Origin of the sequence: Paenibacillus sp. PvR133, assembly GCF_017833155.1 — a bacterium.
GTDB lineage: Bacteria > Bacillota > Bacilli > Paenibacillales > Paenibacillaceae > Paenibacillus > Paenibacillus polymyxa_B.
Map to the genome: position 1 here is coordinate 4,991,865 of NZ_JAFIBS010000001.1, position 24,459 is coordinate 5,016,323.

General features: G+C 45.6%; 13 protein-coding genes. 6 read left to right on the forward strand and 7 right to left on the reverse strand.

Annotated elements, in window-relative coordinates; translation table 11 throughout:
- Window positions 1–53: 53 nt before the first annotated feature.
- Genes JOE49_RS21925 through glpK form a run of 3 tightly spaced genes read left to right on the forward strand, consistent with a single transcriptional unit; the run spans window position 54 to window position 3,366 of the window.
- Window positions 54–908, forward strand: coding sequence for a transketolase (locus JOE49_RS21925; protein ID WP_209942812.1), 855 nt, complete (start codon window positions 54–56; stop codon window positions 906–908).
- Window positions 901–1,836: a transketolase family protein gene (locus JOE49_RS21930; protein WP_023989377.1), complete on the forward strand. Its 936-nt coding sequence runs from the start codon at window positions 901–903 to the stop codon at window positions 1,834–1,836. Before JOE49_RS21925 ends, JOE49_RS21930 begins: the two co-directional genes overlap by 8 nt.
- A gap of 12 nt (window positions 1,837–1,848) precedes the next feature.
- Window positions 1,849–3,366 carry a glycerol kinase GlpK gene (gene glpK / locus JOE49_RS21935; protein WP_209942814.1) on the forward strand — a complete coding sequence of 506 codons (1,518 nt, stop codon included), beginning with the start codon at window positions 1,849–1,851 and terminating at the stop codon, window positions 3,364–3,366.
- A gap of 86 nt (window positions 3,367–3,452) precedes the next feature.
- Here glpK and JOE49_RS21940 read toward each other — a convergent pair whose 3' ends face one another.
- Complete coding sequence (locus tag JOE49_RS21940) at window positions 3,453–4,331, reverse strand: LysR family transcriptional regulator (protein WP_209942816.1); 879 nt, start codon at window positions 4,329–4,331, stop codon at window positions 3,453–3,455.
- Window positions 4,332–4,422: 91 nt separating this feature from the next.
- Here JOE49_RS21940 and JOE49_RS26735 point away from each other — a divergent pair, with 91 nt between their 5' ends.
- Both JOE49_RS26735 and JOE49_RS26740 read left to right on the forward strand, forming a co-directional pair.
- Window positions 4,423–4,677 (forward strand): MFS transporter, encoded by a 255-nt coding sequence (locus JOE49_RS26735; protein WP_068941449.1) that lies wholly within the window; start codon window positions 4,423–4,425, stop codon window positions 4,675–4,677.
- Window positions 4,678–4,687: 10 nt separating this feature from the next.
- Complete coding sequence (locus tag JOE49_RS26740) at window positions 4,688–4,870, forward strand: hypothetical protein (RefSeq protein WP_175405281.1); 183 nt, start codon at window positions 4,688–4,690, stop codon at window positions 4,868–4,870.
- 168 nt (window positions 4,871–5,038) lie between these two features.
- Here the strand turns inward: JOE49_RS26740 and JOE49_RS21955 are convergent, their stop codons facing one another.
- Entirely contained in the window at window positions 5,039–7,099 is a 2,061-nt protein-coding gene (locus tag JOE49_RS21955; RefSeq protein ID WP_209942818.1) for a glycosyl hydrolase 115 family protein, read from the reverse strand.
- Between the two features lie 258 nt (window positions 7,100–7,357).
- Between JOE49_RS21955 and JOE49_RS21960 the strand changes: the two genes are divergently transcribed.
- Complete coding sequence (locus tag JOE49_RS21960; protein WP_209942820.1) at window positions 7,358–9,301, forward strand: serine hydrolase domain-containing protein; 1,944 nt, start codon at window positions 7,358–7,360, stop codon at window positions 9,299–9,301.
- Between the two features lie 185 nt (window positions 9,302–9,486).
- On the opposite strand, the gene aspS is transcribed toward JOE49_RS21960, so the two are convergent.
- From aspS to JOE49_RS21985, 5 genes are all read right to left on the reverse strand, one after another.
- Entirely contained in the window at window positions 9,487–11,256 is a 1,770-nt protein-coding gene (gene aspS / locus JOE49_RS21965) for an aspartate--tRNA ligase (protein ID WP_209942822.1), read from the reverse strand.
- 64 nt (window positions 11,257–11,320) lie between these two features.
- Window positions 11,321–13,594, reverse strand: coding sequence for an ACP S-malonyltransferase (gene fabD / locus JOE49_RS21970; protein WP_209942824.1), 2,274 nt, complete (start codon window positions 13,592–13,594; stop codon window positions 11,321–11,323).
- Between the two features lie 31 nt (window positions 13,595–13,625).
- Entirely contained in the window at window positions 13,626–14,558 is a 933-nt protein-coding gene (locus tag JOE49_RS21975) for an acyltransferase domain-containing protein (RefSeq protein WP_245248739.1), read from the reverse strand.
- An 82-nt stretch (window positions 14,559–14,640) separates the two neighbouring features.
- Entirely contained in the window at window positions 14,641–15,516 is an 876-nt protein-coding gene (locus tag JOE49_RS21980) for an SDR family NAD(P)-dependent oxidoreductase (RefSeq protein WP_025718361.1), read from the reverse strand.
- Between the two features lie 60 nt (window positions 15,517–15,576).
- The gene (locus tag JOE49_RS21985; protein WP_209942833.1) at window positions 15,577–24,447 is read right to left on the reverse strand and encodes a hybrid non-ribosomal peptide synthetase/type I polyketide synthase; all 8,871 of its coding nucleotides are present in this window, start codon (window positions 24,445–24,447) and stop codon (window positions 15,577–15,579) included.
- Window positions 24,448–24,459: the final 12 nt, after the last annotated feature.

Consider the following 24,459-nt stretch of genomic DNA (forward strand, 5'->3'; position numbering starts at 1 on the left):
ACGTCTAAAGCGACAAAGCCCATCCCTATAATACCTATCTTGAGGAGGACATTATGGAAATCCAGGAACTGAAAGTAAAAGCCGCACAAATCCGCATGGACCTGCTAACCATCATTCACCGCGCCAAAACGGGACATACGGGGGGATCGCTGAGCAATACAGACATTTTAACGGCTTTATATTATGAAATCATGAACGTTGATCCTGCTAATCCAAAATGGGATGACCGTGATCGCTTTATCGCCAGCAAAGGGCATTCCGTAGAATCTCTATGGTGTATTCTGGCCGACCGGGGCTTTTTCCCAAAAGAAGAGCTGGAGACCTATAGCCAGTTCGGCACCCGACTCATTGGCCACCCGAACAACAAGGTTCCAGGGATTGAAATGAACACCGGGGCCCTCGGCCACGGCCTGCCCATTTCCGTAGGCATGGCACTAGCTGCCCAGCGGGATGACCGTCCTTACCGTGTATTTTGTTTAATGGGAGACGGCGAACAGGCCGAAGGCTCCAACTGGGAAGCCGCTATGGCAGGCTCTCATTATAAGCTGGATAACCTGATCGGTATTATCGACCGCAACCGACTCCAGATCAGCGGTGCTACCGAAGAAGTCATGGGACTGGAGCCGCTGGAAGAGAAGTGGACTGCCTTCGGCTGGAACGTCGTCTCTATCAACGGCAACAATATGGAAGAATTGCTTAAGGCATTCAGGTCCGCCCCTGAAGTAGCCGGAAAGCCAACGTTAATTATGGCTAATACCACCAAGGGCAAAGGCGTATCGTTCGCCGAAAATGTCCCGGCATGGCATCACCATGTGCCTAATGATAAAGAGTTGGAGCTGGCTCTCACAGAGCTAAAGGCAACGATCGAAGAATTGACGCAGAAAGGGCAGGTGCATAAGCATGAATAAAATTCCTAATCGCCAAGTAATCTGTGACACACTGCTGGAGTTGGCCAAAGACGACCGTGATATCATGGTACTGGCCAGCGATTCGCGCGGTTCTGCTGCAATGGCTCCCTTTGCCAATACGTTCCCGCAGCAGTTCGTCGAGGTCGGCATTGCCGAACAGAATATCGTAGGCATGTCTGCAGGCCTGGCCCACAGCGGCAAAAAACCGTTTGTGACTTCACCAGCCTGCTTCCTCAGTATGCGCAGTATTGAACAAGTCAAAGTTGACGTTGCTTATTCGCGGACAAATGTGAAGCTCATCGGCATTAGCGGAGGCGTCAGCTACGGGGCGCTTGGCATGTCACACCACTCCGTGCAAGATATCGCAGTAGCTCGGGCAATTCCGGGACTGGCGATTGTCCTGCCTGCTGATCGTCACGAAACGAAGAAACTGACCGAAGCGCTTGTAAAATATGACGGCGGCGTATACGTGCGAATCGGGCGTAATCCCGTTGAGGACGTTTACGAAACCGATGATTACCCATTCGAAATAGGCAAAGCTATAACTGTGAGAGAAGGCAACGACGTTACAATTATTGGTGTCGGTGAAACCGTGCGAATCGCACTCGATGCCGCCAAGGCACTCAACGACGAAGGCATATCCGCCCGGGTAATCAACATGCATACAATCAAGCCGCTGGATGAAGAGGCGATCATTACCGCTGCACGTGAAACTGGACGCATCATTACCGTTGAGGAACATAGCATTTACGGCGGTCTCGGTGCAGCCGTGGCAGAAGTTGTTGTGCAGAATCACCCGGTTCCTATGAGAGTACTCGGCATCCCGGATGAGCCGGCGATTGCCGGTAAATCGGCGGAAGTTTTCCACCACTACGGCATTACGGGTGACAATATCAAACAAATTGCATTCGAATTGATTAATAAGTAGAGGGCGAAGCATATGGAGCACAATCAACAATATATATTGGCCATCGACCAGAGTACTTCAGGCACCAAAGCACTCCTTGTAGACCATCAGGGTGCAGTAATCGCCCGCAGCGGGATGGAGCATAGGCAATATTACCCCCATCCCGGCTGGGTAGAGCATGATCCGCTCGAAATTTATGAAAATGTCAAAATAACGGCCCGCAGCGTATTGGAGCAAGCCTGCGTCCACCCGTCCGCACTAGCTGCGCTGACAATCACCAATCAACGCGAAACGGCATTGGTGTGGGATAAGACGACTGGTCAGCCAATATATAATGCTGTTGTCTGGCAATGCCAACGTACGGCGGACCTGTGCGCCAAGCTGAAGCAAGCTGGCCACGAAAGAACCATCCACGCCAAAACAGGGCTTATGCTTGACCCTTATTTCTCCGCTGCCAAGTTCAAATGGATCATTGAACATGCGGAAGGAGCTGCCAACCTGCTGGCTGAAGGGAGGCTACTTGCAGGGAACATGGACAGTTGGCTGGTCTGGAAGCTTACCGGCGGTAAAAACCATACAACCGACTTTACAAATGCCAGCCGTACATCGCTGTTCAATATCCACACGCTGGAGTGGGATGAAGAGCTTGCCCAGCTGTTCTCCGTTCCTTCTTCCCTGCTGCCTGAGGTTAAACCATCCGACGCTATTTTCGGATATACGGCAGATTGCGACCTTTTCAATGAGAAAATACCGATTTCGGGCGTCATTGGGGATTCACAAGGGGCATTGTATGGGCATCTGTGTTTCAAGCCCGGAACAGCCAAAGCAACTTTTGGCACGGGCACCTCTGTATTAATGAACGTAGGGAATCATCCGGTGGATGGCGGTGACGGACTTGTAACCGCTATCGCCTGGGGGGCCGGCGGAACTGTTACGTATGCGCTTGAAGCCATCATCCGGACAACAGGCGACAGCATCAAATGGACGCAGGACAACTTAGGACTGTTCTCTACCTTTGAGGAAATGCAGCGCTTAGTCGAAAGCGTTCCTGCAAACGATGGCGTCTATCTTGTGCCTGCCTTTGTCGGAATGGGCGCTCCCTATTGGAATCCCTACGCCCGGGCGGCAATTATCGGTATGAACCGTGGAACTGGCAAAGGACACATCGTCCGGGCTGCGCTGGAGAGCATCGCTTACCAAGTACGGGACGCTATAGAGTTTATTCAGGAACAGTCCGGGATTGAGTTGGTCGGCCTGCGCACGGACGGCGGGGCTTCCTCCAACACTTGGCTGATGCAATTTCAGGCCGATATTCTGGGCAACCTTGTGACCCGATCCACATGTGCCGAGCTGTCGGCCATGGGTTCGGTCTATCTCGGTGGGCTCGGCACAGGCTTTTGGTCCGATCCAGAGCAAATCGCTTCCAATCTTAAAATGTATGAAGCATACGAACCAAAGATGGATGAGGCTACCAGAGAGAAATATTATACTGGCTGGCAGCGGGCTGTTCAGTCTGTATTGCAACAACAGCATGAATCTCCCGTTTTATAAATAATCTCTGTACTCCATTCCTCATATCTCCCCAATACAAACCAAACAAAAAGGGCCCTTGCTTTTACAAAGGCCCTTTTATTAAGTTACTCACTCGAACGATATAACTGACCCAACGCTTTTACAAACTCACGGGCTGCCGGGGTCGCTTCATCAAAAGAATGCGCGATAATTCCGATATCCCGCGAAATTTGGGGAATGATCTCTTTAACGATTAGTGTATGGGACACCGAGGAAAGCGTAAACTTCGATATAATGCCAATGCCCAACTTTTTTTGGACCATATGGACTAAGGTTTCAGCCGTTTGGACCGTGAGACTCTCCTGGAAAGGAATTTGCTGCTCATGCAAGGTGTTTAATACAGCAGATTCATGTCCTCCTTTACAGAAGATAAGGCCGTTCCTGTTCTGTTCCAGAGAAACCTCATGTTCTGCTTGCAATGGATGATTCTCCGGCATGATAGCAACCATGGAATCGTGTTCAAGAATATGGACGTCATAATGATCGAAAGGAGAAGCTACTATTCCAATTTCAACAGTGCGATCCTCCACCCATTGTTTAATTTGATTCGAGTTTCCTTCCATCAGTTCAATGGTGACATCGGGGTATTGGGAGCGGAATAAGCAGATCGCTTCTGGAAGCAAGTTCGTAGAGGCTGCCGGGAAGGAGCCTATTTTTACTTTACCGCGTAAAAGCTTATTCTCCTGACACGCAAGCTGAACCATTTTATCTTCGATTTCCTTCATTTGTCTGGCCAGACTCAGCATTTCTTTTCCCACTTCGGTCAGTACGAGTCCATTCTGCTTGTCGCGAATAAACAATTTCACCTGCAAAGTATTTTCAAATTGGATCAAAGCCTTGCTAACCGCAGGCTGGGAAATAAACAGCGCTTTGGAAGCCTCCGTCATATTCATTTTCTCCGCAACCTTCATAAACACTTCAAGATGATTCATATTCACAGACATACACCCGTTATAACCATACGGTTATTCCCTCCATGAAATAATAGTATTTCAGTTATATCAAAATATACCTTTAACTGTCGTTTTAATTTGGGTGCTAGCGCATAATATTCTTTACACCTATATCGCTCCCTATCTAAATCAAGCTGGACTGGCTTCCCAAACAGATGTGGTGCTGCTTATTTTTGGAATAACTTCGGTTGCCGGAATCGGGTTGATCGGTGTATTCATTGACCGCTGGCTGCGTCTACTGGTACTTGTGAGTACCTTCGGCTTCGCTATCGCATCTTTGGCGCTGGGAATCGGAAGTCACCAACCTGCTGTTGTCTATTTAACTGTTGCCTTGTGAGAGCGCAGATGTGGCACAGTCTATGCTTGTAACCGCTTGGAATTTGGCCATTGGTGGAGGCGGTTTGCTTGGCGGAATTCTTCTGGAGACACTTGGAAGCAGCTCTTTCCCGTGGGCGTTACTGATTCTTATGCTACTTGCCTTCATAGTTTCGTGGCGTGCTAAGAATCACGAGTTCTCCCCCAAGAAATAGACCTATTGCCCTATAAAAACATTGACGGTTAGATGGCTGAGAATCACATCCACACTTGGCAAGAAGCTCAACGAATATGTAGATCAGGTTATAAAGAACCTTCCTGTCCATCTAACTTCATGGATTGGAAGGTTCTTTATCAGAAGTCATACAAGTTCTAAGATCCTTTTAATATAATACCTTCTCCAGACAGCGTGCCAACTCATCATCGGGAAGGGGCTTGCGATGCGTATTCTCCAGGTAGATATATTTCTCTGTTTCTGGCATTAAATATTGTTTGGACCACAGGAACATATCCGGACTGTCTCCCTGAAGACGAAGAAATCTCCGCACAGTGTCCGCATGAGAAATAGTGTTATCTAGATTGGTTAACCAATCTGCCCGGTAGAAATGCTCCCATCTTCCAGTTCCTGCGAGCGATAACGCTTCTTTACCCATCCGGTAGCTCCAAACGGCATGAGAAGCTTGTATAAATGCTCTTGGGTAATCTTTTTCAAGGAACAGCCCATAAGCGCTACATAAGCTTGCCAGTCCACGTGAACCACTCAGATGCAGTTCAATCTGCACAAGCAGTTGATTATACAACCTGCGACATTCATCTTCAGGCAACTGCTTCATTATTCGTAGACACCGCTCTCGTAGTTCAACCCAATCCGGGATTGCCGACTCGGCTTTTTCCTTGAACCAGCGTACCTGTTCAGGAAAAGGCCTTTCTCCAGTAGCCCAGTACAGCCGTTCATCACTGCTTTCTTTGCCTTGTAGCCAATACCCCATAATTTGCCGAGCCGGATGGTGATAGAATTCCTCCCCTGCTCGATCATCCTTATGCGGGCCATAAACGATAGTGCAACGGGAATAATCCCGGTATAATTGGGAAATCTCTTGAAGCTGACTACTGTACAGCCGCCCGATAAAATCAGTAAGCTGCTCTTCGGTATCCACGTTACCCTTCGTCCATAAATTTGCTACTAAATCCAGCGTATATACATGCGGCAAAATATTACCTGAATTGACCAGCAGATACTCGTCCGCCCCTGTAGTAAACGCTGCTGTCAATTCCTCTACAATCAAGCTGGCTGAGGAAGGAAATTGGGTAAGATGGTTCGACGCTTGCAAGTCGTGGAAGGTCACATGGTAATATACTCCATTTTTGCCCCCATCCTGCGCCTCGGGCAATGCTGGTACACGATAATTGAGATTCCCATGGCGCCGAGATACCATTTTACCGTAACCATTGTCTGCCCATATTTTGATCACCCCTTCGGGTACTTCAATATGCCCCTGCTTGTATAACTCGGCAATCTCACCATACATCGCCATACAGCACACGGGCTGCTCCACAAATTCACAGATCATATTGTACTGCTTGCGAACCACATACGATATTAATTGTCCGCGTTTGTCCGGCGTATTAAAGGAAGGATCATCTTCCCAAAAAGGCTTGTCACCCTGCCCGCGAAAAGACAATACCCATACAATTTTCTCTTCCTTCTGTCGTTCAATCGCTTCCTGCCACAGCTGTTCAAACAACTCGGGATGCTCTCTGTAGCTAGCTTGTTTACCCGGAAAGGCGCGCAAAAACATTTCCGCCCCCAACGGCTCGGCATGATGATGTGTGATCCATAAGCCCATGTCTGCTGCAAGCTTATGATGGATACCTATGCGTGGTAAATCGGTTCCGGGAATCACCATATTTCCACCGCACCGCAGTAACGCTTCAAAAACGGGCTGCCACACCTGCTCCGTCGGTGGATAATCATCCTTCCAGCCAATCAAGCATACCTCATCATTGACAAACCATCCCCGATATCGGACCTTGGACGGTATACTGTCAACATTCAGACTCGGCAAAACGATGGTATCCCGCTTAGGCGGGAGAAGCTCCGCCCAGAACCAGAACGGCTCCACACCCAGAGCGAAACGGCTGTAATGAAGCAGTCCATAAATAATTCCTAATTCATCACGGCCAATAATATGGAGTACCGTTCCCTTGCTACCAGCAACAAAACGCAGACAATAGCCCTCTGGCCAATGCGGGCAGCTATCTCCTTCCTGCGCATAACGGATAATGATCGAGGGCTCTACTTCTGTTTGCAATGGCTCGCGGCCAAACACTTGCTTATGATCTCGCGCAATCATGTTCCAAGCGTGGGCAATGGGCACACTTTCATCGGTTTGAAGATTGTATCCGCTTTCAGATGAAATAGTTAGAGGTTCACAGGCTTTCATTTATTGTCATCTCCTATTTTTTTCAACTATGAGGATTCTTCTTGTCTTTATTTTATAGGTTGGCAACATACATATAAAGCTGTTCCAACGTAAATATAGCTTTTTTTTCGGTAAATCACTTGAGAGTTGAAGCTTAATTCGAGAAAGAAAAAAGTAAGGAACAGGAGAGAAATAAGAAAGACTTGATTGCTACACTAAAAATGTTCCAAAAAACAGACTGCCCTTAAAGATTCAAGTGCAGCAAAAAGGAGACTTGAGATGAAATTGAAAAAACGATTTGCCTCTTTGTTCCTGTTGGCATTGATGGCATTTATCCCGGTCCAGGCATATGCTTCTGGGTCCGTTCCAACCACGCCCTCTGGAATTCCGATTTCCGAAATCGAAAACAGAACAGATCAAATTATGAAAAAATATATAGGAACAGCGATTCCTGGTGCTGCGGTTTCCATAGTAAAGGACGGGAAAATTGTTTTTTCAAAAGGTTACGGATACTCAAACATCGAGAAACAAACACCCATGAGTACGGAAACAACCTATATGGAGGCCGGTTCAGTATCGAAATTGTTCACCTGGACGGCAGTAATGCAACTGGTTGAGCAGGGAAAGCTGGATTTGAATACGGACATCCGCACATACTTGCCTGACGGCTTTCTCAAGCTTTCTTTTGATAAGCCTATTACCCTGAAATCACTGATGAGCCACACGGCAGGTTTTGAGGAGCACCTGGAAAAACTTTTGGTTCATGATCTTGCTGATCTTAGGCCTCTCAAGGAGCATATCGCACCCAGAAATCAGCCTGAACAGATTTATGAGCCTGGAACAGTGATTGCTTATTCCAACTATGGGACCAACCTGGCCGGTTATATTATAGAACGTGTATCCGGAATGCCTTTTGAAACCTATATTCAGAAACATATATTTGAGCCTCTAGACATGAAACATTCTTACTTTACACAACGATATGATCTTATCCCGGAGGTTATCGAACATAAAGCAACAGGCTACTCCAAGAAGGATGGAAACTGGGTGGCAAAGCCCAATGTTTTCTTTAATGATGTGCCGGCGGGTGCGTTAAACATTACTTCGGAGGACATGGCTCATTTTATGCTTGCTCATCTGAACATGGAGCATTCCTTAAAATATTCGCTATTCAACAAGAATGAAACCCTGCGAGAAATGCATGAGGCTTCATATACCCACTATCCCGAGCTTCCGGGGAATGCCCATGGCTTTTGGGAACGGTTCGCGGGAGATTATCGTGTTATCGAGCACGGTGGAAATACAGATTCATTCTCCTCTCTGGTCTCTATCGTGCCGGATCAAAACTTTGGGATCAGCATCCTGACCAATGTGGAAAATGAAATGTCCGGTGCAAGAAGCGAACTCATTGACCTGTTTGTTGGGGATTCCCACGCTACTCCGCAAGCGGATAGCACGTTGAAGCATAGCGCGGATGTGGCGGGAAAATACCGTTCTGCTCGTACAGTATCATCTGATATATTGAAGCTTATACCCGTATTATCTAATGCGGAAGAAGTGGTCACAGCCAACGGCAATGGCGGAATCACTCTGAGTATTCCATCCATGAATATTCATGTTGATTATGTAGAAACCAAGCCCTATTTTTTTGAACGTGTGACTCCCGGGAGCACTTCTTATGATTACGCGGGCTTAAACATCAGTCGTCTTTTTTTCTTAACCAATGCCGATGGTAAAGTGACGCAATTGTCATATGGAGTGATCGATGACCAATTGCCGATCTCCTTCCTGCAAACATCCATTTTCAGTTATATTCTAGTGGGGGCATGCGGCATTTGGTTTGCGCTTGGGTTTGTTTTTGGTATTACAGGGTGGCTGCGGAAGCTCAAGGACGCAAGAAAGCAGAAGAGTACTTCGCGGCTTCCCTTCCCTGACAGTGTAACCGTAATACCATTGCTGGGTCTGCTTGTGATCGTCAATCTCATTGCTTCCAGCATCCAATTGATAGGCGACCCCTTTCAGCCTATGTCCAATTTCAATTTGAATATTATCTTTTTCTGGGTACTTGGGCTTGCCTTTGTACCGGCTGCCTATCTTGCTGTAAGAAAATGTAATGTTTCCAAAACAACATTGTTAAGAAAGGTATACACCGCGACGCTGATTCTTTCGTTTCTAGCTATTTCGATTTTCCTGTATTCCTATAATTTCTACTTTTTGGCATAGCTCCACTTGATAAGCCTGCCATACCTTCTAGTATACCGATGAAGATTGTCATCGTGAACAACCCCAATCTGAGCTAAATAAAAAAACTCTCCTCTGCATCTAGCAGGGAGAGTTTTTAACACACTCAATGAGATTCAAATACGTGTCGATTTCAGCCTTTGCTTTCAGTATGTTGTTGAATCTGTTTATTCTGTTTCTGGCTGAGTATTTACCAATTTTATATGAACATCTCTCAATTGTTTCTCAGTAACCTCCGAAGGTGCTCCCATTAATAGATCCTGCGCTTTGCTATTCATTGGAAAAGCAATAACCTCTCGGATATTCGATTCATTTGCAATGATCATAACAATCCTATCAATTCCAGGTGCTATACCTGCATGAGGCGGCGGCCCAAATTGAAAAGCATTAAAGAGTGCAGGAAATTTACTCTTGATATCTCCATATGTATAACCTGCAATCTCAAAGGCTTTTACCATAATCTCCGTATCATGGTTACGGACAGCACCCGAGGACAGTTCAATCCCATTACATACAATATCATATTGGTACGCTAGGATATCAAGAGGATTCATATTCAGCAGCGCATCCATACCACCTTGTGGCATCGAAAAAGGATTATGACTAAACCCAATTTTATGAGTATCAGGATCCAATTCAAACATAGGAAAATCAACTATCCAGCAAAATTTATATATATCCTTTTCCAGCAAATCCAGTCTTTTTCCTAATTGATTTCTGACAGCACCGGCTATTTTTTCGACATTTTTAAGTTGGTCAGCAGCAAAAAACAGTGCATATCCTGAACTAGCTTGCGTAACATGTATTAATTCGTTTTTCACCTCTTCAGAAATGAATTTTGCAATAGAGCCACTAAGAGACATATCATCATTGAACTTAATCCATGAGAGGCCTTTCGCTCCAGCCTCAACAGCAAAGTTTACTATATCGTCATAAAAGCTTCTTGGCTGTGCTCCACAACCAGGAACAGCAATAACTCTTATCGTTTTATTTTTAAATACTTTAAAATCAGTCTCTGTAAACAGCTCTGTAACATCATGGATAATTAATGGATTCCTTAAATCAGGTTTATCGCTCCCGTATTTGAGCATGGCTTCTTGATATGGAATCCTGGTAAAAGGCTTTGAAATTTTAAAATCTGTAAATTCAGAGAAAACTTCATATAGCATATTTTCAACTACATTAAAGACATCTTCCTGTGTTGCAAAAGCCATTTCCAAATCCAGCTGATAAAACTCGCCGGGTGATCTGTCTGCCCTTGCATCCTCATCTCTAAAGCAAGGAGCAATTTGAAAATATTTATCAAAACCCGAAACCATTAATAATTGTTTAAATTGTTGAGGTGCCTGAGGCAAGGCATAAAATTGGCCTGGATGTACTCTACTAGGAACTAAATAGTCTCTGGCGCCCTCTGGAGATGAACTTGTCAGGATAGGTGTCTGGATCTCTAAAAAATTCAAATCGATCATCTTTCTTCTGATACTTTGAATTACTTTAGAACGAAGTATAATATTATTGTGTATTTTTTCATTCCGTAGATCCAAGAAACGATACTTTAATCTTAAATCTTCCCGAGCTTCATTTGCTAAAGATACTTCAAAAGGTAATGGATTCACTACCTTCCCTAAAACTTCTATCTCATTAGCAGCTAACTCGATATGCCCGGTTTTCATAGTGGGACTAATCGTATTTTCAGATCTGTTACATACAGTGCCTGTAACAGAAATGGTTGACTCCCTGCTGATCTTTGATACAAAATCTTTCAATTCGTTATTATCAGAAACAACAATCTGCGTTACTCCATAATGATCCCTAAGGTCAATAAAAATAACCCCGCCATGGTCACGCATATTTTTTATCCATCCTGCAATTCTCACTACTTCGCCGACATGTTTTTGATCCAATTCTCCACAGTTATGAGTCCTATAACTATGCATGAAAAACCCCACTTTCTTTTATCCCTATCATCTTAATGATTTCTATTTTTCTCCACACATATACTCACATTATCGTTAAAGCTTTATACCTCTCATTCAGGTATTCCGCAGTTTCAACCATTATTTTTTGTCCTATTTCATCAACATGCCTGTTCTTCCAATTCTCAAAGACTGTTCCCTTGACCCATTGGTTAAAAGCGCCAAGGGCTGGTCCGCAGTGTACTTGATAATCAACCTTACTGTGTTTGTCTCCATTCATTGCAAGTCGTGTAGAATAAGTAAAGTACCATCTAAATATCAACGCCATCTTACGTTTAGGAATTCTTTCAGCTTTTTCAATGATCTCAGCCGGGTAATAAGCTTTAATATCTTCATATACTTGTTCAATACTCTTCTTAAAATATTTTTCTTCGATATATTTTTTGGTTCCGCTATCAATTTCATCTATGGAGTTATAATTACGGTAAAGATCATATAATTTATTCGCCCTGGCCGGGAAAAAAACTCCTTTTTTCATAACCTGAATCTTCGCTCCCATTTCAAACATATCTCCTGCGGGAGCGTAGTCTGTATCCTGTATATTTAACTGCTGGAGCAAATCCTTTACATCATCACTTGTCCCTGCTTCAACCGTACATTGGTTGATTGAGCCTGTCATGATAAAATCCGCACCCAGTATAAACGCTGCCGCAGCAGCTTGTGGAGTCCCTATCCCCCCGGCTGCCCCTACCCTTATACTTTTATTGTATTTATACTTAAGTAACGCTTCATCCCTCATTTTAAGCATTAACGGAACCAGTACATATGCAACAGCATGATCAGTATGCCCGCCTGAATCAGCCTCGACACACAGATCGTCTACCATAGGAATTTCCATCGCCATCCGGGCCTCATCCCGGCTTATCCTATTTTCCTCGAGCAGTTTATTTACGATATTCTGAGGCGCAGGACTCAAGAATGCCTCCACAACCTCGGGTCTTGATACTTTCGCTATAATCCTGTTCTGCGGTGTTACGATCCCCTTTTCATTTCGTTTCAAACCTTTCAATCTGTACCTTACCAAAGAAGGCGTTATACTCATAAAAGCAGAGGCTTCAATAGTTCTAACACCGTATTTTATGTACAAATCAACGATGTTATTTTCTATTTCCAGGTGATCGGGAACATGAATAAGATTCATTCCATAGGCTTCGCCTTGGTTCAATTCTTGCTGAATATACTTTATAGCTTCCTCAAGGGCCCCAATCTTGACTCCCCCTGCCCCAAAGAATCCCATCATTCCTGCCTTACCTGCTTTTACGACCATCTCTTTTGAAGATATTCCCTTATACATCGAACCCATAAGATACGCGTATTTAAGTCCATAATATTTTTTGAATTCGCTATGACCAAGAGACTCCGCCGTAAATCGTTGGCCGGATATACTATTCTTCGACTTTACTTCCTGTACCTGCTCGCTACGTTCCTCATCCTCCCTCACAATCAGCGGTTCTGCGTCTCGTTGTATTGCGTTAACCAACCCTGTTATGACTTTTCCAGGCCCAACCTGTATGAACTGGGTTACATTTTTACCCATTAGATATCTTATACTTTCCGACCATTTGACTGGACTTACGATCTGGTTGATCAGCATACTCCTTACATCTTGCTGCCTGTAGGGTCTGGCATAGATATTTGAAATGACTGGTATTTTCAATTTTGAGAATTCGAACTGTGACGCATAGGCCTCAAATCTCTGTCTGGCATCTTCCAAATACCTGGAGTGAAATGCTCCACTTACATTTAAAATCACATAGTTTGTGGCTCCTGCATCCTCAAAAATTGGCTGCGCCTGCTCAATCATGTCCTTCGGTCCTGAGATGACAATCTGGCTTGGCGAATTAAAATTAGCAACATCAATCTCCCTTAAATTATTTTTCTCGATAACTTCTCTAAATACTTCCTCGTTCAAGCCTATGACCGCTGCCATACCACCACCGGCAGCCTTGACCATCAGTTCTCCTCTTTTTTTAACCAGCTTCAAGCCCGTTTCAAAGTCAAATGCCTCTGCGGCAAATAAGGCATTGTATTCACCTAGGCTATGTCCTGCAACATAATCGGGTTTTCTTCCAGTCTCTTTTAATTTATTAAGATAACTCAAAGCGTTTACGACAAATAGCGCCGGTTGGGTAAAATCCGTTTGTCCTAGTTGATTGGCAGGATCTTCAAGACACAGTTTCTTAATAGAATAACCAAGAATAGCATCCGCTTTTGCAACCAATTCCTGAAATTCGTCAAATAGTCCTACTCCCATGCCTTTGGCTTGAGCCCCTTGTCCAGGGAACAGATATGCGATCATTTGTGTCCTCCTTTTTGCTAGTGAATGCATATTAGTCGAATATTTCAAATAGACGATCCAAATTTTTCATATCGTTTTGAAAAGGTGAAAGAATAGAACAAATACTTGCCATTTTCTTGATACCAAAATTGTACTTCACAAAATTAGCAAGAGTGCCCGAGGGGCCAAGGTCAATATAGATGACCCCGTCCCCGTCTCCCAGACATTTTAAAGCGTTCCGAAAACGGATAGGTTTTCTAGTGACATCCCAAAGAAAACGGTTGTCAAGGGATGTCGCCTTTCCTCCGTACATAGATGAAACCATATTTATAGTCGGATTCCTTAGGGGCTTAAGCTTTAAATACGCTGTATATTCCAAGGCTATAGGGTCCATTAAGGAAGAGTGAAAAGCAAACTGAACCGGTAACCTTTGACATATAATCTCATTTGCTATCAAGTAGCGTTCAATTTCTTCCAGTTCCTCACAGCTGCCAGAAATGACAAAATGCGAGTCATAGTTGATTGATGCTAACTCTGAGTTGGCATTCAATACGGATATTTGGTCATACAGACTGAGGTCGCCAATTACGGCCAGCATGCCACCCTTTGGACAGTAGGTTTCTACCATTTCTGCTTGCTTGACAAGGCATTGAAGAGTATTTTCATAACTCATACAACCAGCCACAGCAACAGATGCAAATTCACCGAGGCTGGAACCCAAAACGTAATCAGGATAAATCCCCTGTTCCAGTAATACCTGTGTGAGGGCATACTCCACCATGAAAATTGCGGGGTGAGTATATAACAAACTATCAAACAGGTCTCCTCTCCCACGGTTGTCGTCGTACAGCATTTTTAATACGGACCTGCCTGTAATATCCGTATGAATCTCATCCAGCTTGGTCATCCATTTTCGGAAAACTGGATTTAACTTAAATAATTCTCTTCCCATGCCGTAGTATTGTGAGCCTTGGCCTGAAAACATAAAAATCACAGATCTGTCCATTCTAACCTCCCACAACATACTCATTGATAAAATCCCAATAAAACCATTTAAAACGAATATTTCACAGTAAATTGCGAACTAATTGCATTTGGGAAGGTGTGGGATTGCTTTCGTTAAGAACATTCTCCATATGTTGTCTTATTGCAGGTTTGAATTTCGGCTCTGTTATGATATATAGCTGCCCTTTTTTGATTCCCTCAAACATCTGATTTGCTACATCCTCTGGAAGTATTCCATTCTGGACAGCCTTGCGGGCCAATTGATTAATGACTTGTCTTTCCGGGGGAAGATTTCCTAGTCCGGTCTGCTTACTCAGCTCCGTCGGTCGGTTCCGTTCCGCATCCATAATTTGGGTGCGTACGAACCCGGGGCAGACAACCGAAACTCCTACATTGGAACCTATCAATCTGAGTTCTTGGTGTAGCGTTTCAGACAAGCTTAAAACGGCATGTTTTGATGCGCTATATATGCCATTACCAGGGCCGGACAATAGCCCGGCGATGGAAGCTGTATTCACAATATGACATGCGGTTTTCTGTTTCAGCATAATAGGAACAAAAATTTCAGTTGCAAAGAGAATCCCCCATATGTTTACGTTTATTACCCACTGCCAATCCGCCACCGTATTTTCCCATAATAAGCAGCCCGTGCCGGCGTCCACCCCTGCATTGTTGAACAAAAGATGCACAGCCCCAAATGTCTGAACCGTTTTTTGCGCTAATGCACGTATATCAGCTTCTTTGGAAATATCCGTCACCACGGATAACGTTTCTGCACCCATGTCTTTCAATTGTTTTTCGGCCCTTAGAAGGGCCTCCTCCTCAATATCCGCGAGGACGACCTTCATGCCCTCATTTACACATCGGTCCGCAATAGCACGGCCAATCCCACTGGCGGCTCCCGTAACTACGGCTATCTTATCTTTAAATTCCCTCATGATTTACCTCCAGAATATTTTGTATTTTCCATCTGATAGTGATCGGTTCCCTGTTTATGTTTAAAACTGGGTTATCGGTAGGGGGATCCTGCGGACATCTTTATCCTTATGGAGTGCCTCCCATGAAATCCTGCCCCCCTGGGTCCAATACATCGCTATATTCTCCATGTTTTTCTCCTCTAGCAGCAATTGAGAAACAGTCTCTCCTATTTTCCCTGAGAGAAGCGCACTCGTGTTTGAGTCTTCTGCACTTTCTCCTATAAATAAAGGAATAGATGCCCCTTCGGGCCCGTTGCCGCTATCGGCTATTTCGAGAAGTTCCCTAAGACCCGTGAGTAGATCCTGCCGCGTACTCGCTACGATTGCCGCCCGGCATGTCATCGCTTCGCGGCCTGTCTGAAGTGTGAAGGCAATATCCTGTAAGGCATCATCGCTCTGCTGCTCCAGATATCCCAGTAATTGATTGGCAAGCGCCATCAGTCTCTCACGGTTTATGTCCGAGAGAATCACCACTTGGGGCTGATCTGCCACTCGCAAATGAATGTTGTCTTTTTCTGAAGGGATATATTCTTCCAGAATGAAATGCACATTAGAGCCTCCCGCACCAAAGGAGCTTACGGTTGCCCGCAACGGGAATTCCCGTTTTTCTCCCTGAATCTCAATTACAGGCCGCTCCCATTCCTGAACCTCCCGTTGCAAATAAAATGGAGTATTACTGAAATTAATATTAGGGTTAAGCTTCTCGGCCTTAATGGTAGGAACCAGTTTTCGATGCCACAATTGCAATATGACCTTGGTTAGCTGTGATATTCCCGAAGCCGCTTCTGCATGCCCTATATTGGATTTGACTGAGCCAATGGCACAAAATTGCTGCTCAGTCGTAAATTTCTGGAATGCTTTATTCAAAGCAGCAAGTTCAATAGGGTCTCCCAATGTAGAACCATTTGCGGCTGCCTCTACATAACTGATCGTCCGGGGGTCTATACCGGCTTTCAAAAAGTTTTCTTCGACTAGTTGCGCCTGCGCATTGGGGTTAGGGATTGTATATCCATTGCTATGTCCCCCATGATTGGTTGCCGTGGATTTAATAACCGCTAAAATGCAATCTCCATCCTGTACAGCCTTATGAAGCGGTTTTAAGAGTACCGCTCCAACTCCTTCCGCTGGAAGGTACCCATCCCCATCTGCAAAGCTTCTGCTATCTTCATGACTTCCAATCAACTGATTTTGACTGGATTCAATATACTTTTTGGGACTGGTCAATAGATTCCCCCCGCCAGCTACCGCTATTTGACACTCTCCCCTGATCAGGCTTTCACATGCCATATGGACAGCTACAGCTGAGGAAGAGCTCATCGTATCAATGGATATGCTCGGTCCCTGGAAATTGAAATAATGCGACATGGGATTTGCGACTGCAACAGACCCAAATGATGTTACCCGTTGGGCAGAGTCCGGTTCGATATCACAGGAGCAGTATTTGTGATACGTAGCGCCCACATAGACGCCAACCTTGTTCTGGTGCTTCTTCTGTAATGCCTCTCGCGTATATCCTGCACTTTCAAGCAAATTCCATATTATTCCCAGGAAAAGTTGCTCCATCGGGTCCATTAAACTGATCTCATAGGGGGTGAGATGAAAGAATGCTGGCTCTGACAGGCTTATTCGTTCCATGAAACCGCCCCACTTGCAGTAGGTTTTTCCCGGCTTGTTTCTCTCCTTGTCAAAATAAAGATCGTGCTCCCAACGGTCTTTTGGAACTTCGGTAATGCAGTCCTTGCTATCTTGGAGATTGCTCCAGAACTCCTGAAGATTTTCCGCACCTGGATATTTCCCGGACACCCCGATGACAGCAATGTCCATCGCTCCTGTTTCTTGTTTCTTCTCCTCCTGAGGCTCTACCTCGGTTGCCGAAAATTGGGGACGACGGAATATCGGAGAAGGGGCTTTTACCTGCTCCATACCAAACCATTCAATCAATTCGCCTCGATGCGATTCCAGGAAATATTCTATTAAACTCTGGATATTCGGATATTCAAAAAGTAAGGTCCTCGATAGCGGGCCGAAGTTTTTTTCCAGCTCATCGGTTAATTCCATTGACTTTATGGAGTCAACACCATAGTTTTCTAGATTTTTGTCCTCTTCAATGCGATGTTCCGGCAGTCCAGTGGACGAAGAGAGCAGGCTCTTTAGGTAACTTGCCATTTTTTCACGCAGTAGCTCTTCTTCCTGGCTGGACACTGCCTTATTTGTTATAGAAGTTGGTTCGGCATTTTCACCCGCAGCTGTTGCCTGATCTATGCCAAACAAAGCGATCAATTGGTCTCGATAGGCTTCCACAAAATATTCCGTCAAACTTCGAATATTTGGATATTCAAAAAATAGAGTCCTCGACACCTGATCGAATGTTTTCTCCAGCTGGTCGGTCAACTCCATAGACTTTATAGAATCAACCCCATAATTTTCAAAAGGTGTATTCTCTTCGATTCGATATACGGGCAGTTCGATGGACGTTGAAAGCAGGGTCTTCAAGTAATGGACCGTCTTTTCACGCAGCAGGTCCGCTTCTCTGCCGGACACTTCCTTGTTTGCTGCAACAGTTGTGTCAGCTTTCGCGCCTGCCACCGCTACCTGATCTATACCAAACAAAGCAATCAATTGGTCTCGATAGGCTTCCACAAAATAATCCGTTAAACTCCGGATATCCGGATATTCAAAAAATAGAGTCCTCGACACCTGATCGAACGTTTTCTCCAGCTGATCGGTCAACTCCATAGACTTTATAGAATCAACCCCATAATTTTCAAAAGGTGTATCCTCTTCGATTCGATATACTGGCAGGCCGATGGACGATGAAAGCAGAGTCTTCAAGTAATGGACCGTCTTTTCATGCAGCAGGTCTCCTTCACGGCCGGACTCTGTCTTGTTTGCTGTGGAGGGAACGATGTTAGCTTCTGACCCGAGCGCCTGATCCCGAGATGCTTTGCCGCTTTCTTCAAGCTGTCCCTCCATGATCATCATGTTGCTGATTAGATCTACGTCTCCTTCGATCACCATGACCTGATCCGAAATACAGGCTATGCTTTGGTACAGGGCGCTCATTCCTGTCTCTGTCCTCATCGCATACATACCCACCTTCTGCATGACCTTCTCCGTCTCCTGGTCAGGCCGCATTCCGCCATCTTTCCATAACGGCCAATTGATGGACAGCGTTTTGCCTGTACGCTCCATGGAGGATACCAAGGTATTGCGGTACCAGGCATATGCGTCCATAAAAGCATTCGCGGCAGCATAGTCAGACTGACCTGCATTACCACCCACTCCCGAACCTGACGAAAAAAGGATAAAGAAGTCAAGAGCAATGTCCTTACTGGCTTGGTCCAGATTTACCAGTCCCGTAACCTTGGGCGCTAGCACTGCCCTGAATTCCAGGCTAGTCTTTTTAATAATATAGTTATCCTGGATTATTCCAGCACTGTGCAGGATGCCGTTGATTCCGCCGTATGTCTGTTTGATATCTTCAATTAAGCCAAGCACAGCTTCCTTCCGCGTGACATCCGCCTGTTTGTATTCTACCCGGGCGCCCAATGCCTTCAATTCCTCCAATGAAGTCTGCTTGTCCTGATCCAGTAGGGAACGTCCAGTAAGAATCAAAGTCACTTCCTTGGCCTGACGCGCAATCTCTTTAGCAAAAATAAGACCTAAACCCTTTGCTCCTCCAGTAATCAAATAAACCCCGCGGTCTTTCCATGGAATATCCGGTGTTTCTGACGGCATTTCTGCTTTACTCCAGACAGGAATCCAACGTTTGCCTTCTGCAAACCGGATGCGGCTATCTGCAGGATGTCGGCTGCTCGTCTTTAGTATTTCAATGAGCCCTTCCATTTTTTCTGTATCCTCAACTTCAATTAACTGACCATGGATCTTTGGATTTTCCTTTTGCGCAGTTTTGAGTATGCCGCACAGCCCAGCGAAGAGCAGCTTTTCATGCTGAGGCATCGTTACAATCTGCACCAGCACCTTGCCTTTGGGTTTGTCATTCAGGATACTTTTTATTTTTTCAAAAACCTGGACGGCATACTTTTCGAAGCGCCGATCAACCTCTTCCATTCCGGATTGCAGAGTGATACATTCCATTCCTGCCAAGGAGAACTCGATATCTCCTGCAGCAATGGTATCTGTTTCGCAAAGCATTACCACATGTCGTTCGTAAGTGGGAACCATCGTGTCCTCCGCAACCGCCTGTTCTTTCCAGAAGGGTTGGAGCATCATTACACCAGGTGTTTTCTCACATGCGCCCACTACCTTGTAGGAGCATCCTTTTATACGCACGCAGACTTGGCCTGCCTCATCACACAAATCAATGTCATATTTCTGCGTATTATGACCAGCCCCGCTTCCTCTGCTATACCGGATCAACGCCCACATTTCACAGGGACATTCCCGAAAAATTTCGAGTCTCTCAATGGCAGTCGGCCGTATTTTCTGTAGAGGGTCAATGCCTGAAGGCCGCATGATATTTTCATCATTTGAAAACAAGTATGCCGGCGGCATTTGCAAAGCAGCATTTATTATAAAGGGATGCAAAACAAATAAGCCCTCAGTATTCCTAATACCGGAAGGCAACGATAGCTTGGTCAGCACTAACCCCTGTCCTATATGCACTTGTTCATTGGCCTGATGTTCCGGACTGTAGTCGGCTCCCATGCCCCACACTGCTTCATCGTCTATCCCAGGCGAAACATGCTGAAAGCACTCCATCTGCAAAGCCTGTATATCCCACGTTTCCGCTTCATTTAACATCTTCAGTTCGGCACTACCCTGGCTGTGTAAGACAGGGTCCCCGGCTTCTGTTAATCTGCTATAGATTTTGAAGCCAATCGCTCCTTGATCTCCCGAAAAGAGCCCTATATGTATTTCTAACGGCTGATCTCCTATAGCGGGAGCATGTGTCCATACAATATCTTTAATAATGATGTTTGCCTGACCCTTCTCCTGTACTGTTAACGACTGCTCCACCGCTGCCCGCACCATTTCAAGGCATGCCGCTTCTGACAGGACAAGCTTTCCGTCAACTACGGAGTCCTTCAGATAAAACTCCTGGCCGCTAAAGGTTGAACTAAATCTTTGCTCAGAAAGTACGGAGGTGTTTTGATGCAGTAATGGATGTAGATGTGCAGCCACATTGGCGAACGGCTTTTCTTCATCTACATGTATCCAATATCGTTCTCTGGCAAAAGGATATGTGGGTAAAGGGATACGGCGGGGCTGGACATTACCGTAAAGTCTGCTCCAATCAATACGGACACCCTTGACCCACAAGTCTGAGATTCTGCCGTACTTTTCCGCTAGAATCTGTAAATCAATCGTTTCATCGAGCGTTTTCTCCTCTGAGGCCATGTTCAAGCTCTCCTTGTCTCGCTTGGCCTGTCCCCGGTAAAGCTGTGCAATACTCTGTCTTCCTCCAATAAAGCCCCGCAACTTGCTTCTAAGTTCCTCCACTGATTCAACGACCACAGCGAGGCGCTCTTCCATCGCCTCACGTCCTGTCTGCAAGGTATAAGCCACATTCACCAAATCGTGATCGGAAAACTCATTCCGATCCATTACAGTAGCCAATTGGCTTACCTGCTCCTTCAATGCTCCATCACTTTTTGCCGACAGAACTATGACGACTGGTCTTGGAGGAGTAAAGGGATTTTGAAAGTCATCCTGTTCCACAGGGAGGTATTCCTCAAGGACGATATGAGCATTAGCCCCACCGGCTCCAAAGGAAGATATCCCGGCGATCCTCGGGTATTCCCGTTGCTCGCCGTCCTCCTCCACTATCGGACGCTCCCATTCAGAAAGCCCCTGTTGGACTACAAATGGCGTTTTGGAAAAGTTTATATTAGGGTTCAGTTCCTGGGAATGCAGGCTAGGGGCAATTTTCCGATTTTTCATTTGCAAGATGATTTTAGCGATGCCTGCAATCCCTGCGGCCGCCTCTAAATGGCCTATGTTTGATTTTACCGAGCCGATAGCGCAAAACCCCGTGTCCTGCGTATCTTTCTTAAATGCCTGGGTAAGCCCGGTGATTTCAATAGGATCACCGAGCTCCGTTCCAGTACCGTGGGCCTCAATATAACTGACTGCCCGGGCATTTACGCCTGCTTTATCAAAAGCCTCTCTAATCAGTTCACCCTGTGCTACCGGGTTAGGCACGGTATACCCGTTTGTTTTTCCTCCATGGTTGATACGGGTTCCCCGAATAACCGCATAGATATGGTCCTTGTCTGCAATGGCTCGTGACAAAGGTTTGAGCAGTACGACCCCTGCACCTTCGCCAGGGACAAATCCATTCCCGCCTTCCCCAAAGCTTTTACACCGTCCCTCAGGCGATAGCATTCTCATCGTACTGAGAAAGATATAGCTTGAAGGATGAAGATATAAGTTGACTCCTCCAGCAACAGCCATCTCGCATTCACCGTTATAAATATGCTCACAGGCCTCGTGGATTGCAGTTAATGAGGAAGAGCACATGGTATCAACCGGGATACTGGGCCCCTTTAAGTTCAAGAAATAGGATATTCTGTTGGCTACCGAGCTGAAGGAGGTTCGCGGAAATACGGGTTGTCCCTGTTCCCACAGCTTTGGTCCATATAGATTGAACCCCGTTCCGGTAATTCCTGCAAAGACGCCAATCCGGCCATTATACTGTTCGGCGAGCTGTTCCCTGCTATATCCTGCATCCTCGAAAACCTTCCAGCATTCTTCCAGGAATATTCGCTCCTGAGGATCCATACTCATCGCTTCCCGGGGAGATATATTAAAGAAGAGAGGATCAAAATCTGCAAAATCCTCCACAAATCCTCCATATTTACTATAGCTTTTGCCCTTCTCAACCGCTTCTTTGATGTCGGAACAGTAGAACCCTTCCCTCTTCCAGCGTTCCGCAGGGATTTCTGTTATACAGTCTTTGCCCTGTTCCAGGTTGCTCCAGTACTCTTCCATATTTTTGGCCTGCGGATATCGTCCGCTTATACCAATAATCGCTATTTGCTCGTGTTTCACACGGTCTCTGTTAGTAGCCGTGTTGCGGATACGATTGTTTTCTTCCTTTGGCAGGGTTGACAAAGAAAACTCGCTGGCAGCATGCAAGGTTGCGGAAATGGAGACGGATTTCTCTTCCATCTTTATCTGGCTTCCGAGTCCTGTCCACCGTACGCATTCCTTGTGATAATCAGCAATAAAATATTCGGCCACTGCCTCCAACGTCTGATATTCATAAAACAAGGTCATTGATATTTCTCCAAAAATGCCCTGCAGCTTTTGATTAAGCCTTGTAATCATGATGGAGTCAATGCCATAGCTCTCTAAAGGCTCGCTGACATCAATCTTGTCAATGCTCAGCTTGGTAACTTCTCCAAACAATAGTTTTAGCTGATATAAGGTTTTTTCTAGAAGCAGTTCAAGATTCACCTCTGAAGAAGCTGACTCTTCAACATATTCTTTCTCCTGTGGTTGGGACGCCAGGAAATACTTTTGCAATTTGGATTGCTCACCTTCTATTACTAATAACTGATTCAGGCCAGCGGCCAGACCGTTATATAAAGCCTGGATACCGTTTGAAGCTTGCATGGCTACCATGCCAATACTTTGCCAAGCCCTCTCCGTGTCATCGTCCACATGCATCCCTCCATCCTTCCAAAGAGGCCAATTGACAGATAGCGTCTGCCCTTTGCGCCCCTTTGAGGATACAAGGCTGTTTCGATACGCGGCATAGGCATCCATAAAGGCATTTGCGGCAGAATAGTCGGCTTGACCGGGGTTGCCCATAATCCCAGCTATTGAGGAGAAGAGAATAAAGAAATCCAGATGTAGCTCCTTGGTCGCCTGATCTAAGTTCACCAGTCCGGCAACCTTTGGTGCCATTACTTCCGCGAACTCTTCCTGTGATTTATTCATAATAAAACGATCCTGTATTACTCCAGCACTATGAAGGATACCATCAAGGCCTCCATACTCTTCCCTGATCTCAAGGATCAATTTGGAGACCTCTTCCTTCCGTGCTACATCTACCTGTCTGTACTCAACGCGGGTCCCCAGCGCCTTCAACTTCTCCAATATGGCCTGTTTGCCTTCGTCTAGATTTGAACGGCCTACAAGAACTAGCGTGGCTTCCCTGACTCGCTGGGCAATATCCTCCGCAAAAATAAGTCCTAAACCTCCTGCACCACCCGTAATCAAATAAGTCCCCCGATCCTTCCAGGGTACTCTTCCCGTTGTCTCAGTGGGTTTCATCTCGTTCCAACCGAGAACCAAACGTTTACCATCCTCATACCGTATCCTTTTATTCTTTGGATATTGACTGTTCTCTTTTAATTTCTCAATCACCTCTTCCAGACCTACAGATTCCAATTCTACGAGTTGCCCTACGATTTTCGGGTTTTCTTTCTCAGCTGTCTGCAGTAATCCCAATAGTCCTGCGAAAGGTTGCTGTGCGCTGTGTGCGGAAACTGCAATCTGTATCAGTACGCTACCCTTGGATTCCTCTGTGAGAACCATTTGCACTTCCGTGAGCAGCTGGAGGGCATACGCCTGAAAGCGTTCATCCATGCTGCTTTGGCTGGCATGCAGCTTGATGCAACGGGTTCCTTTCATGAACGATTCAATGCTTCGCTCCGCGAAATGATCCAGTTCGCAAAGCACCACCAGATGCTGGCTAAATTCAGGGCGTGCCACTTTCTGATGAGCAACTTGCTCTTTCCAGAAAGGCTCAAGCATAAGGACTCCCGTATCCGCCAAGGACCCCGCAGTCCCTGTTCCGCTTTGCGGGGCCTCATGTGAAACCATTTGAGCTTGAAATTGGCGTATTTTTACAATGGCATCCTCTTTCTGTATCCGTCCGCTTTTTACCTCGCCTAGAATATATTGAAAAAAATCCTTCATCTTCTATTGCCT

Coding starts and splice junctions, on each gene's coding strand:
- JOE49_RS21925 (WP_209942812.1), top strand. CDS start 54: ATGGAAATCCAGGAACTGAAAGTAAAAGCCGCACAAATCCGCATGGAC.
- JOE49_RS21930 (WP_023989377.1), top strand. CDS start 901: ATGAATAAAATTCCTAATCGCCAAGTAATCTGTGACACACTGCTGGAG.
- glpK (WP_209942814.1), top strand. CDS start 1,849: ATGGAGCACAATCAACAATATATATTGGCCATCGACCAGAGTACTTCA.
- JOE49_RS21940 (WP_209942816.1), bottom strand. CDS start 4,331: ATGTCTGTGAATATGAATCATCTTGAAGTGTTTATGAAGGTTGCGGAG.
- JOE49_RS21955 (WP_209942818.1), bottom strand. CDS start 7,099: ATGAAAGCCTGTGAACCTCTAACTATTTCATCTGAAAGCGGATACAAT.
- JOE49_RS21960 (WP_209942820.1), top strand. CDS start 7,358: ATGAAATTGAAAAAACGATTTGCCTCTTTGTTCCTGTTGGCATTGATG.
- aspS (WP_209942822.1), bottom strand. CDS start 11,256: ATGCATAGTTATAGGACTCATAACTGTGGAGAATTGGATCAAAAACAT.
- fabD (WP_209942824.1), bottom strand. CDS start 13,594: ATGATCGCATATCTGTTCCCTGGACAAGGGGCTCAAGCCAAAGGCATG.
- JOE49_RS21975 (WP_245248739.1), bottom strand. CDS start 14,558: ATGTTTTCAGGCCAAGGCTCACAATACTACGGCATGGGAAGAGAATTA.
- JOE49_RS21980 (WP_025718361.1), bottom strand. CDS start 15,516: ATGAGGGAATTTAAAGATAAGATAGCCGTAGTTACGGGAGCCGCCAGT.
- JOE49_RS21985 (WP_209942833.1), bottom strand. CDS start 24,447: ATGAAGGATTTTTTTCAATATATTCTAGGCGAGGTAAAAAGCGGACGG.